The sequence below is a fragment of the Comamonas odontotermitis genome (assembly GCF_040396735.1).
Classification (GTDB): Bacteria; Pseudomonadota; Gammaproteobacteria; order Burkholderiales; family Burkholderiaceae_C; genus Comamonas; species Comamonas odontotermitis_C.
Map to the genome: position 1 here is coordinate 231,632 of NZ_JBEBNZ010000004.1, position 12,657 is coordinate 244,288.

Here is a 12,657-nt window from a genome sequence, read left to right on the forward strand (position 1 = left end):
GGCTCCGTTATGAATACCGAAGTGCATACGCTCACCCCGCTTGCGCAGATCAGCAATCTGCGCATCAGCTTTCCAACCGCCACAGGCGCCATGCGCGAAGTGGTGCGCGGCCTGTCGCTCACCCTGATGCCGGGTGAGCGCCTGGGTATTGTGGGTGAGTCGGGTTCGGGCAAGTCGCTTACCGGCCGTGCACTGCTGGGCATGCTGGCGCCGGGGGCTGTGTGGTCGGCCGATGCCATGCGCTTCGAAGGCCGCGACCTGCTGGCGATGAAACCTGCCGTGCGCCGCCAGCTGTGCGGGCGCGATATCGGCATGATCCTGCAGGATCCCAAATACTCGCTCAACCCGGTGATGACCGTCGCCAGCCAGCTCAAGGAAGCATTTCTCATGCGCGAGCCGCGCCTCAAGGGCGCGGCCCTGCAGGCGCGCATGGTGCAGGCGCTCGAAGCCGTGCATATCCGCGATCCCGAGCAGGTGCTCAAGGCCTATCCGCATGAGCTGTCTGGCGGCATGGGCCAGCGCGTGATGATTGCGATGATGGTCTCGTCCGGCCCCAAGCTGCTGATTGCCGATGAGCCGACCAGCGCGCTGGATGTGCTGGTGGCCATGCAGACCCTGCGCGTGATGGATGAATTGATCGCCCGGCACAACACCGGCCTCATCCTGATCAGCCATGATCTGGAACTGGTCAGCCAGTTCTGTGATCGCGTGGTGGTGATGTATGCCGGCCAGGTGATGGAAACCTGTGCGGCCGGCGACTTGAACCAGGCCACCCACCCCTATACCCGCGCCTTGCTGGCTGCCAGCCCCCGCTTGCAGCAAGACCAGGCATGGCTGCCCACCATGCAGCGAGACCCGCGCTGGCGCGAGCCGCAGGCTGCCATGACAGGAGGCCTGCAGTGATCGATGTGAATGGTGTGAGCATCGGCTTTGAAACGCCCCAGGGCTTCAAGACCGTGGTGCACGGGGTGAGTCTGCAGGTGCCGCAGGGCCAGGCCTATGGGCTGGTGGGCGAATCGGGCTCCGGCAAATCCACCGTGCTGCGGGCGCTGTGCGGCATGACGCCGCTGTGCGGCGGTCAGATGCAGGTGGGCGGCCAGCCGGTTGCCAAGCACATGCCCAAGGCGCAGCGCCGCGCCGTGCAGATGGTGTTTCAGGACCCGTATGCGTCGCTGCACCCGCGCCTGACCGTAGACCAGAGCCTGCGCGAGCCGCTCTTGATCCACGGCATGGACCGTGTGGCCGAGCGCGTGACCCAGGCGCTGGCCGATGTGGGGCTGGACGCCAGCTTTCGCTATCGCTATCCGCACCAACTCTCGGGCGGGCAACGCCAGCGCGTGGCCATCGCCCGTGCCCTGGTGCTGGAGCCGCAGGTGCTGTTGCTCGACGAGCCGACCAGCGCGCTCGATGTATCGGTCCAGGCGGAGGTTCTGAACCTGCTCAAGAAGCTGCACCACGAGCGGGGCCTGACCATGCTGCTCGTGAGCCACAACCTGGCCGTGGTTGCATTCCTGTGCAGCCAGCTCTCGGTTATGCAGCATGGCCGGATTGTGGAGAGCCTTGGCACCGATGCAGTACGTTCCGGTACCGTGCAGACCGACTACGCTCGCCAACTGCTCACAGCCGCAGACGGCTACCGCCGCGTGCAAGAAGTGGCGTAACGAAATAACCATAAAAAATAGCTTCTAGCGATACTCCATCAAGCGCAGGAAGCTATTTTTTTGATAGTTGTTGGTTTTTGATAGTTGTCGGGTTACGGCGTGAAGCGCTTCTCGAAGCGGGCCACATCCTCTTCCAGCTCGAATGTCACCACCTGACCCATCTTCTGGTCGGTTTCGCGGCAGGCGGCGTAAACGCTGGTCTTGCCCGCTAGATCCATGGCCGGAATGTCGATGATCGCGTAGGGGTAGGGAACGAACACGTAGTGCTCGAACACGATGCGGTGTGCGTTGCGTGGGTTGGGGTAGAGCAGGTAGCCGTGGGCGCTCAAGGTTTTGCTGGGCATGGCACTTTGTCAAAAATACAGAATTGCCGTTAGTGTGCCGCAAGCGGCAAGCTCCAGTGAGGAAGGATGTTTTGACGGCACGTCTGAAAGGCGAGCTGCTTCTACTGTGAAGCCCAATACCAGAACAGCGCAATTTCGGTAGAGGCGGGCTCCAGCGCCCGGTAAAGATGCCTGTCGAAGCCCCCTAGCTGGAAGCCACAGCGCTCATAAAGGTGGCAGGCGGGCCAGTTGGTGTTCTGTGTCTCCAGGGCCACCCCGGCCAGTGCCAGACGACGGGCGCGCTCCATCGCGTGCCTGACCAGGGCGGCCCCCACGCCTTGGCGGCGGAAGGCGGTGCCCACCACCAGATCATGGACGTAGAGGTAGCCATTCCAATGCGGGCCACACCGCAACTCGCCCGCAGCCTTGCCTTCGATAAATGCGACATGGCATTCGGTATCTGCCGGAGCATCGGGGGGATAGGTTTTGACGTAGGGCGCAACCGGTGCGGCTTCGAGGCGCAGCAGATCCTGATCCATCCGCACGGTGACAATGGACTCCACCAGAAAGCTTCTGTCGGCTGCGGTCCAGTAGGGCGCCTGTTCGTGGGGAATGGATAGGATTTCTGGCACGGCCCATCATATACGGCTGCGTAGAATGAAGGGTTCTTGCTCTGCGCGCCATTGCCTGCCCTGTGAACCACTGCAACATCCTTATCGAAATTCCGTCTGCCGTTGCGCTGCAGCCGGAGTTTGAACCCTTGGTCAAGGAGGCTCGCGCTGTGCTGCGGGCCGGCTTGGGTGCGCTGTTGGACAGCGTGTATCTCTACGGAAGCGTGTCGCGCGGCGATGCGCAGCCTGGGCAATCGGATCTGGATTTGACCTTGGTGCTGACTCGGCCGCTATCCCCTCAAGAGCGCGAAAGCCTGGAGTACATGCGTCTGCAACTGCAGGAGCGCTATCCGGTCGCCAGCAAGATCGATTTTGATCTGGGTCTGCGCGACGAAGTGCTCCATCCAGGCAATGTGAACAGCTGGGGCTACTGGCTCAAGCATGAATGCCGCTGCATTGATGGCACCGATCTGGCTCTGCAGTTTTCAGCCTTTCAGCCCTCTGCGGCCATTGCAAGGGCAGTCAATGAAGGCTATTCGCAAACCCTTGCAGACTATGCACATCGCATTTCCGCCGCAAACAGCCATGAAGAAATGCGGCGTCTGCAGAAAGAAGCTGCAAGAAAGCTGGTACGAGCAACGAACGTACTGCGTCCGGAGTCAGACAGCTACTGGCCCAGAACCCTGGAGGACCATGCTGCGTACTTTTCCGGGCTATACCCCGATATGGCTCCCCCGATGGCCTTTTTCCTGAAGCAGGCGAGAGCACCCGAAGCGCAAGCAATGGTTTTCATTGAGAAATTGGCGCGGTTCACCCAGTGGATGCTGCACCAGCCAGCGCCCAGGATCGCTGAGGGCTCCGTCCGTGCTAGGCTTGGGCTTTCCCGTTGACGATGCCCGCTTTCACCATGTTCCACACCCATATCGCCGTCCAGACCGCCGACTTTGATGTGAGCGAGGAGCTGCGCCTGCTGCGCGCGGCAGATGCGCGCATTGGTGCGGTGTGTAGCTTTGTGGGCACGGTGCGCGACCGCAATGATGGCAGCAGCGTGGCCAGCATGGAGCTGGAGCACTACCCGGGCATGACGGAAAAGTCGATTGCCGAGATGGTGGAGGCAGCCCGCCAGCGATTTGACATATATGGCGCGCGCATCATCCACCGCGTGGGCTTGCTGGCGCCGCAGGACCAGATCGTGCTGGTGGCCGTGTCGAGCGCGCACCGGGGAGAGAGCTTTACGGCCTGCGAATTCCTGATGGATTACCTCAAGACGCAGGCGCCGTTCTGGAAAAAGGAAGACACCCCCGACGGCGCGCGCTGGGTGGATGCGCGCGTGGCCGATGATGCGGCAATGGCACGCTGGAACTGAGTCGCATTCAGCACCGATTGGGCGCTGCAGCGCATGCTGGCAGGCAATGGCTCTGTAATGGTTGGTGAAAATGAACGCTGGAGCGTATTCAGCAATCACGTGTAGCTCTATTTTCGATAGTGCCATGTGCGCAAACCTCTGCCAACCCGTTTGCGCTTGCGCTGGCTTGGCAACGCGCTTGAAAAACTATAGCTTTCCGCATTTGCCAGCCATACATCAGCATCGGTTTTGAGTGAATCCGCACTGTGGGATTCGTCCTGCAGACCGGATGGCGCGCGCCTGATATACCCGTATCAGGCTGCCTGCAGCTTCTTGAAAAACCGGCAGGCGACGCAAAATATTCTGCAGTTCAATTTTCCAGACGGAATATTCATTTCATGCGAATCGATAAATTAACCACCAAGTTCCAAGAGGCACTGTCGGACGCCCAATCGCTGGCGCTTGGCAACGACAACGCCTATATCGAACCCATCCACGTACTCACTGCCATGCTGCGCCAGCCAGATGGCCCCAAGTCGCTTCTGGCACGCTCCGGCGCCAATGTGACGGCGATGACGACGGCAGCCGAGAATGCCATCAAGCGCCTGCCGCAGGTGCAGGGGCAGGACCAGGTCACGGTGGGCCCCGAGCTGCAGCGCGTGCTGCAGGCGACCGAGAAGGAGGCCATCAAGCGTGGCGACCAGTTCTATGCCAGCGAACTGTTCCTGCTGGCCTTGACCGATGAGAAGGGCGAGGCGGGCCGCATCGTCCGTGAAGCGGGATTGACCCGCAAGGCCCTGGAAGCGGCGATTGATGCCGTGCGCGGAGGACAGAGCATGGACAGCGCAGACGGCGAAAGCCAGCGGGAAGCCCTGAAGAAATACACCCTTGACCTGACCGAGCGCGCCAGAAGCGGCAAGCTCGATCCGGTGATCGGCCGGGACGACGAAATCCGCCGCACCATCCAGGTGCTGCAGCGGCGCAGCAAGAACAACCCGGTGCTCATCGGCGAGCCTGGCGTGGGCAAGACGGCCATTGTCGAAGGCCTGGCCCAGCGCATCGTAGCGGGCGAAGTGCCCGATACCTTGCGCGACAAGAAAGTGCTGGTACTGGACATGGCAGGCCTGCTGGCCGGTGCCAAGTACCGGGGCGATTTTGAAGAGCGTCTGAAATCGGTGCTCAAGGAAGTGGCGCAGGAAGAAGGGCGCATCATCCTGTTCATCGACGAAATCCATACCATGGTGGGCGCGGGCAAGGCCGATGGCGCCATGGACGCGGGCAATATGCTCAAACCGGCGCTCTCGCGTGGCGAGCTGCACTGCATCGGCGCTACTACGCTCGATGAATACCGCAAGTACATCGAAAAGGATGCCGCGCTGGAGCGGCGCTTTCAAAAAGTGCTGGTCAACGAGCCTTCGGTGGAAGACACCATTGCCATTTTGCGCGGCCTGCAGGAAAAGTACGAAGCCCATCACGGCGTGGATATCACCGACCCGGCCATCGTCGCTGCAGCCGAGCTGTCGGCGCGCTACATCACCGACCGTTTCCTGCCCGACAAGGCGATTGACCTGATTGACGAGGCGGCTGCCAAGATCAAGATCGAGATCGACTCCAAGCCTGAGGTGATGGACAAGCTCGAACGCCGCATGATCCAGCTCAAGATCGAGCGCGAGGCGATGAAGAAGGAGACCGACGAGGCCTCGCAGAAACGCCTGGCGCTGATCGAGGAAGACCTGTCCAAGATCGAGCGCGAGTACGCCGACATGGAGGAAATCTGGAAGGCCGAGAAGGCCGATGCCATGGGCAGCGAGCAGATCCGCAAGGAGATTGACCAGATCAAGTTCCAGATCCAGGAAGCCACGCGCAAGGGCGATTTCAACCAGGTGGCCGAGCTGCAGTATGGCAAGCTGCCCAGCCTGGAAAAGCAGCTGGCCGACGTGCAGAAGGACGAAAAGGGCGAACAGGCCAAGGACAAGGGCCACAAGCTGCTGCGCACCCAGGTGGGTGCCGAGGAAATCGCTGAAGTGGTGAGCCGGGCGACCGGCATTCCGGTCGCCAAGATGATGCAGGGCGAAAAGGACAAGCTGCTGCACATGGAAGCCAAGCTGCACGAGCGTGTGGTGGGCCAGGACGAGGCGATCAATGCCGTCTCCAACGCCATCCGCCGTTCTCGCTCGGGCTTGTCCGACCCGAACCGGCCTACCGGATCGTTCCTGTTCCTGGGCCCGACCGGCGTGGGCAAAACCGAGCTGTGCAAGGCCTTGGCGGGCTTTCTGTTCGACAGCGAAGACCACCTCATCCGTGTCGACATGAGCGAGTTCATGGAAAAGCACTCGGTCTCGCGCCTGATCGGAGCGCCCCCAGGCTATGTGGGCTACGATGAAGGCGGCTACCTGACCGAGGCGGTGCGTCGCAAGCCCTATAGCGTCATTCTGCTGGACGAGGTGGAGAAGGCCCACCCCGATGTCTTCAACATCCTGCTGCAGGTGCTGGACGACGGACGCCTGACCGATGGCCAGGGCCGGACCGTGGACTTCAAGAACACGGTGATCGTGATGACCAGCAACATCGGCTCCCAACTCATCCAGGCGATGGTCGGGCAACCGTATGAAGATGTAAAAGACGCGGTGTGGGGGGAACTCAAGAACCATTTCCGCCCCGAATTCCTCAACCGTATCGACGAGACGGTGGTGTTTCACGGCCTGGATGCCAAGAACATTGAATCGATTGCCCGTATCCAGCTCAAGCAGCTGGAGGCGCGCCTGGCCAAGATGGATCTGCACCTGCAGGTGTCGGATGCAGCCATGGCCGAGCTGGCCAAGGTGGGCTTCGATCCGGTGTTTGGCGCCCGTCCGCTCAAGCGCGCCATTCAGCAGCGCATTGAGAACCCGCTGTCGAGGTTGTTGCTGGAAGGCAAGTATCCGCCCAAGAGCACCATTCCCGTGTCGGTCGATCCGGTGCAGGCGCCGGGCGAGTTCCATTTCGGCAAATCGGTGGAACAGGTCTGATACCTGCTGCGTGGGGCTGGGAATGTGCCCAGTACCCATGCTGTTCCCACAAGCATTGCACTGCGCTATGCTTGTTGGGCGGTCATTGGGCCGCGTGGGGCTTGAAAAATCGCAGCATGCCCATCACATGGTGTCATGCAGCAGTGCTGTGATGGAACATGGGCTTTGAAAGGAAATGCGTTGAACGAATTGTTGGCAACCGTGGTGAGCTGGACTTTGCGAGTGGTCGTCGTGCTGGCTGGCTTGGTGTTTTTCGCCAGCCTGCTGGTAGTCGCTGCCATCGCCGCGCTCCTGTGGGGCGCTCGCATGTTGTGGGCCAGGCTGACCGGCAAACCGGTGGTTCCGTTTGCATTCAAGATGAATCCGGCTTCGGGGTGGACCACGGTGTACCGCTCCACAGCGCGCTGGACGGCCAACGGCAGTGGCAGCAATGACCGCGCTGCGGCATCTGCGCCAGGGCGTGCTGCGGTCATTGATGTCACCGACGTGGAGCCGCGCGAGATTCGTTCGCAGCATTGAAGAAGGCAGGGCGCGCCCTGTTTTGCACAAAACCCGGTTATGCGGATGCCGCTGGCCGGGTTTTTTATTGCCGTTGGATGGACCGCAGGACCTGCGGCACCCAGCAACCCGGAGCTTTATGCGTTGCGGATTATTCAATGCAACGCCTACAAGGAATGTTATGGACGTGAGCGAACTGCACTCCCGCTTTGCCGCCATGCGTGCGGCCAGCCGCGCGGAGCCCGACACGCCATTGCTGCTGCGGCGCGAGCGGTTGCTGCGTCTTCAGAAATTGATAGCAGATAGTGCAGACCAGATATGCGCTGCCGTGCAATCTGATTTTGGACAACGTTCTGCCAGGGTGACCGAGCTGACAGAGCTGCTGCCACTGCGCAGCCAATTGGCCCAGGCGCTTGGCCAGCTCAAGCGCTGGGCAGCTCCCCAGCGCGTTGCAACGCCTCTGCATCTGCTGCTGACGCGCGCCTGGGTGCAGCCCGTACCGCTGGGGGTGATCGGTGTGATTGCGCCATGGAACTACCCGGTACTGCTGGCCTTGGGGCCAGCCATCAGCGCGCTGGCAGCGGGCAACCGCGTCATCGTCAAGCCCAGCGAGCACACCCCGGCCACCAGCGCCTTGCTGGCAGAGCTGGTGGCGCGTTACTTTGCAGATGACGAAGTGGCCGTGCTGGTAGGCGACGCCGGGGCAGCCGCCGATCTGGCCGCGTTGCCACTCGACCATCTGCTGTTCACTGGTTCCACCGCTGTAGGGCGCAAGGTGGCGTTGGCGGCTGCCAACCACCTGGTGCCCACGACTTTGGAGCTGGGCGGAAAGACGCCGTGCCTGCTGGAGGCAGGCTGCGACATTCGCGATGCTGCGCGCAAAATCGCCCATGCCAAACTCTTGAACGCCGGGCAGACCTGCATTGCCCCTGACTACGTATTGCTGCCAGCGGGCAGTGAAGCCGCCTTTGTCGATGCCTATGCCGATGCGGTGCGCCAGATGTACCCGCAGCAGCAGGGCAACCCCGACTACACCTCGATCATCAATGCCGCTCACACCAGCCGTCTTCTGGCCATGCTGGCGCAGGCCGAGCAAGGTGGGGCGCAACTGGTTCGCGTAGGCGATGACCAGCCTGCCGTACCGCAAAGCCGGATGGGGGAGGGCATCAGCCGGCAACTTGCGCCCGTGGTGGTGCTCCGAGCGACGCCGCAGATGCTATTGATGCAGGAAGAGATTTTCGGCCCCATCCTGCCGGTGCTGCGCTTTGACAGCCGCGAAGATGCGATTGCCGCCATCAACCAGGGGGAGGTGCCGCTGGCGTTTTACTGGTTTGGCAGCGACGCCAGGCAGGGCCAGGATGCGGCCTTGCGTGTACGGGCAGCAGGCATGTGCATGAACGACTGCCTGCAGCAGTTCGTACACGATGGCTTGCCGTTTGGCGGCTGGGGTGCGAGTGGCTGGGGCACCATCCATGGCAAGCATGGATTCATGCGTTTTTCGCACGCAAAACCAGTGCTGCGCACATCGTTCTGGTCGCCTGTGAAATGGTTGTACCCCCCATACGGCGGGCGGTTTGATGGCATCATGCGCATGCTCAAGGGCAAGATGCTGCGCTAAGCGCTTGATTTACTTTGGATGTGATGCCTAGGGTAAACGCCTAGCGCAAATATCAACGCTTGCAAACCCTTGCGTAAATTGACCTACAAGCCAACCAAGGGACTATCCAAATGATGTCTGGAGTGCGACAATGGAAGGCTTTCGAGCACCACATCCCTTGCGGCGCGCTGTTCCCGCGCTGACTCTTCCATACGCCCTTAAAACAGCCATCGGCAGCCACTGTCTGCCTTTGCTGCGTGAGCCATGGCGTGCTGCAGACTGCCCATGTTGAGCCCCAGCGGTGCTCCATGGGCGGGACTGGCATCCGGCCGGGCGGGATGGTCGCAGTGTATTACGAGTTGTGCGTGCTTTTTGGTTAATTCATTGATTTTTGTTTTCGGTTATCCATGTCTGAAACTATCACCATTCTGGTTCGTCCCGCTACGCTTCGTGATGCCAAAGCCATTGCTCAGATCCACGCTTCTGCCTCTGTAGAAGCCTATCGCGGCGTATTGCCCGACGATCAGCTCAAGGCCATGTCGTCTGTTGAAAAACGCCAGGCCTACTGGCGCGAAGCGATTGAGTTTTGCGAACCCCAGGTGCAAGTGGCCGTGGAAAACGACAAGATCGTCGGTTTTGTGGGCTTCGACCGCTCGCGCGATGCCAAGACCCGCCCCACCACCGGTGAAATCTGGGCCATTTATGCAGCCCCTAGCCATTGGGACCAAGGCGTTGGCGTGGCGCTGTGGGATGCTGCCCGTGATGGCCTGTCTGAAGAAGGCTGCACGTCGGTGACTTCCTGGGTGCCCCTGCGCAACGAGCGTGCACTCCGTTTCCATGAATCCGCAGGTTTCAAGCGCGAGATGTCCACCGCCAAGACGGCCACCGTGGGCGCCATCAAGATTGAAGAAGTGCGCATGCAGCGCTCTTTGATGAACCGCTGATAATCTCTCCACCAGCTGCGACAGCGGATCGCTGCGCAGCGCAGAACATGCTTGAAGAGGCCGTCCTGCACGGCCTCTTTTGTTTTTTGCGGCTCACGCCGCATGCTTTGCGAGAAAGCAACCACCATGACCAGCGTTCGCCCTGACGGCACAACCGATGCCTCCACCGTTCCCTTTGCCACCATCCACTGGACCGAAGGGGACGCCGAGCGCAGTGCGCGATGGCGCTGCGAGCGCGGCAGCGCCGCACCGGCCCGCGTGGTACTGGCAGACGACACCCTGCCCGCCGATACCGCCTATCGCCTCGCCTGCGAAGGCACGGCATTGCTGTGGCGCGGCGATTTTCAAAACGCGCGCCAACTGCTGCAGGCCCTGGGCCGGCGGCTGGACAAGACGGGTGAGCGCAGCACCAAAAAGAAAGCGCTGCCTGTACCCTCCGCAGGTGCTGCCAAGAAGGGCATGCCCGCGCCGCAGCAGGCGCTGCCCTTTCACCAGCAGCGCCAGTTGCAGGCCCAGCGCGCGCGCGTGTTGTCAATGGTATTGATCGAGCTGGACGCGCAGTACGGCGTGGCCCTGCGTCGTGCGCCGCAGGTGGATGCCGCCTGTGCAGAAGCCTGGGGTGCGGCCGAAGTCGAAGGCAGTGGTGCACCTGGCAACGTGGTGTCGCTGCGCGAACTCCAGGCGCTGGTGGGCGCACACGAATGGCGCAAGAAGGGCGTGGAGATTCCCGCACTCACCAAACTGGCACCGCGCGGCTATGGCCGCATACACCCTCACTATGGGGTGTTCTCGCCCGTGCGTGGCGAATACATCGACCTGATTGCCCAGGCGCCGCTGCCCACGGCGCTGGCCAAGAAATCCCTGGCTTTCGATATCGGCACCGGTACGGGCGTGATTGCCGCTGTGCTGTCGCGCCGTGGCGTGCAGCAGGTGGTGGCCACCGACACCGACCCGCGTGCGTTGGCCTGCGCGGCCGACAATCTGGAGCGTCTGGGTGTGGCCAACAAGGTAACCTTGGCGCAGACCGATCTCTTCCCCGAAGGCAAGGCGGCCCTGGTGGTGTGCAACCCACCATGGGTGCCGGCCAAGCCCAGCGCGCCAGTCGAGCGTGCCGTGTACGACGAAGGCAGCCGTATGCTGCGCGGCTTTCTGGCCGGTGTATCGGAGCATCTGGCGCCAGGAGGCGAGGCCTGGCTGGTGCTGTCCGATTTTGCCGAGCACCTGGGGCTGCGCCGCCGTGAAGAGCTGCTGGCCTGGATTGCAGAGGCTGGCCTGCAGGTCGTGGGCAAGCACCATATCCGCCCGCGCCACCCCAAGGCGCAGGACGAAGCCAACCCGCTGCACCGCGCGCGCGCTGCCGAAGTAACGACGTTGTGGCGCATGCAGGCAGCTTGGTAACTTGTTTGCTATTTAATTGATAGCTATTGGCGCATGACAGCTGAGCGCCAATGGCAAGAATACTCAAAAAACCGTCATGCGATTGCTCCTGGCGCCGATGGAAGGCCTGCTCGACTTTGTGCTGCGCGATGTGCTCACCAGCATCGGCGGTGCAGACCGTTGTGTGTCCGAGTTCATCCGCATCACAGGCAGCCTGCTGCCCGACAAGGTCTACCTGCGCACCATGCCCGAGCTGCTGAACGCCAGCCATACGGCGGCGGGAACACCGGTGCGTGCGCAACTTTTGGGAAGCGATCCGGCCAGCATGGCGGCCAATGCGGCGCAGCTGGCGGCTCTGTCGCCCGAAGGCATTGACCTGAACTTTGGCTGCCCGGCCAAGGTGGTCAACCGCCACGGTGGCGGCGCATCGTTGCTGCAGTCTCCGGATGCAATCCATGCTGTGGTGGCGTCTGTGCGCGCCGCTGTGCCGGCGCACCTGCCTGTATCGGCCAAGATGCGCCTGGGCTTCAATGACCGCAGCCTGATGCTCGAATGTGCCCGGGCCATGCAGGCCGCAGGTGCCTGCGAGCTGGTGGTGCATGGCCGCACCAAGCAGGATGGCTACCGCCCGCCTGCCTACTGGGACCAGATCGCCCGCGTTCGAGAGGCAGTGACGATACCGGTAGTGGCCAACGGTGAGATTTGGACGGTAGAAGATGCCTTGCGCTGCCAGGCCGAATCAGGTTGCACCGACTTGATGCTGGGCCGCGGCATGGTGGCAGACCCGGGCCTGGCCTGGCGCATCCGCAAGGCGGTGGCCGAGCGCGCTGGCGCACCGCTGCCGCAAGGGTACCGCGATATCGGCTGGCCCGACCTGGTGCCGGCCCTGCTGCGCTTTTGGGAGCTGGTCTGCGCCGATCTGGAGCCGCGCCAGCGGGCAGGGCGCCTGAAACAATGGCTCAATCTGATGCGCCGCGCTTACCCCGAGGCCGAGGCGGCTTACCAACATGTGCGGGTGATGACCGACCAGCGCGCCATCACCTTCTGGCTGGACGAATTGCAGGCCCGCATCCTCTGAATACGTTCTTAGAACGTGTTTACGATCTCTACGCAGTCGCGTTGGAGTGCAATCGGGATGAGTTCGAAGCGCTGGGCCGCAGCTTGCACCGGGGTGCAAGCAAGGGCGAGCGCGAAGAAATCGCCCGATTTCACTCCAACCCGTAGGGACAGTGGGTTTGGGGACGCCCGGTCAGGGGCGCCCGGCTAGGGGCAGTCTGCGTTGTTGCAAATCCT

Annotated in this window: 12 protein-coding genes; 10 read left to right on the forward strand and 2 right to left on the reverse strand. The window is 61.9% G+C overall.

Going from position 1 to position 12,657, the window contains the following annotated elements; genetic code table 11:
• Positions 1 to 9: 9 nt before the first annotated feature.
• Both ACH2DG_RS06720 and ACH2DG_RS06725 read left to right on the forward strand, forming a co-directional pair.
• Positions 10 to 903, forward strand: coding sequence for an ABC transporter ATP-binding protein (locus ACH2DG_RS06720; protein ID WP_395024963.1), 894 nt, complete (start codon positions 10 to 12; stop codon positions 901 to 903).
• A complete protein-coding gene (locus ACH2DG_RS06725) occupies positions 900 to 1,661 on the forward strand; it encodes an ABC transporter ATP-binding protein (protein ID WP_395024964.1) in 762 nt (253 codons plus the stop codon). Before ACH2DG_RS06720 ends, ACH2DG_RS06725 begins: the two co-directional genes overlap by 4 nt.
• 92 nt (positions 1,662 to 1,753) lie before the next feature.
• Here the strand turns inward: ACH2DG_RS06725 and ACH2DG_RS06730 are convergent, their stop codons facing one another.
• On the reverse strand, positions 1,754 to 2,005 hold the full coding sequence (locus ACH2DG_RS06730; protein WP_395024966.1) for a hypothetical protein: 252 nt from the start codon (positions 2,003 to 2,005) through the stop codon (positions 1,754 to 1,756).
• 101 nt (positions 2,006 to 2,106) lie between these two features.
• A complete protein-coding gene (locus tag ACH2DG_RS06735; RefSeq protein WP_395024967.1) occupies positions 2,107 to 2,616 on the reverse strand; it encodes a GNAT family N-acetyltransferase in 510 nt (169 codons plus the stop codon).
• A gap of 62 nt (positions 2,617 to 2,678) precedes the next feature.
• Between ACH2DG_RS06735 and ACH2DG_RS06740 the strand changes: the two genes are divergently transcribed.
• From ACH2DG_RS06740 to ACH2DG_RS06775, 8 genes are all read left to right on the forward strand, one after another.
• The gene (locus ACH2DG_RS06740; RefSeq protein ID WP_395024970.1) at positions 2,679 to 3,485 is read left to right on the forward strand and encodes a nucleotidyltransferase domain-containing protein; all 807 of its coding nucleotides are present in this window, start codon (positions 2,679 to 2,681) and stop codon (positions 3,483 to 3,485) included.
• A 2-nt stretch (positions 3,486 to 3,487) separates the two neighbouring features.
• Positions 3,488 to 3,961, forward strand: a complete 474-nt coding sequence (gene moaE, locus ACH2DG_RS06745) for a molybdopterin synthase catalytic subunit MoaE (RefSeq protein WP_395024971.1) — start codon at positions 3,488 to 3,490, stop codon at positions 3,959 to 3,961.
• A 377-nt stretch (positions 3,962 to 4,338) separates the two neighbouring features.
• Entirely contained in the window at positions 4,339 to 6,948 is a 2,610-nt protein-coding gene (gene clpB / locus ACH2DG_RS06750) for an ATP-dependent chaperone ClpB (RefSeq protein WP_395024972.1), read from the forward strand.
• 180 nt (positions 6,949 to 7,128) lie between these two features.
• Positions 7,129 to 7,467 carry a hypothetical protein gene (locus ACH2DG_RS06755; protein ID WP_395024974.1) on the forward strand — a complete coding sequence of 113 codons (339 nt, stop codon included), beginning with the start codon at positions 7,129 to 7,131 and terminating at the stop codon, positions 7,465 to 7,467.
• Between the two features lie 160 nt (positions 7,468 to 7,627).
• Entirely contained in the window at positions 7,628 to 9,064 is a 1,437-nt protein-coding gene (locus ACH2DG_RS06760) for an aldehyde dehydrogenase family protein (RefSeq protein WP_395024976.1), read from the forward strand.
• Between the two features lie 386 nt (positions 9,065 to 9,450).
• Positions 9,451 to 9,987, forward strand: coding sequence for a GNAT family N-acetyltransferase (locus ACH2DG_RS06765; RefSeq protein ID WP_224151561.1), 537 nt, complete (start codon positions 9,451 to 9,453; stop codon positions 9,985 to 9,987).
• A 126-nt stretch (positions 9,988 to 10,113) separates the two neighbouring features.
• Positions 10,114 to 11,385 carry a methyltransferase gene (locus tag ACH2DG_RS06770; RefSeq protein WP_395024978.1) on the forward strand — a complete coding sequence of 424 codons (1,272 nt, stop codon included), beginning with the start codon at positions 10,114 to 10,116 and terminating at the stop codon, positions 11,383 to 11,385.
• A 76-nt stretch (positions 11,386 to 11,461) separates the two neighbouring features.
• A complete protein-coding gene (locus tag ACH2DG_RS06775; protein ID WP_395024980.1) occupies positions 11,462 to 12,442 on the forward strand; it encodes a tRNA dihydrouridine synthase in 981 nt (326 codons plus the stop codon).
• The last annotated feature ends 215 nt before the right edge of the window (positions 12,443 to 12,657 follow it).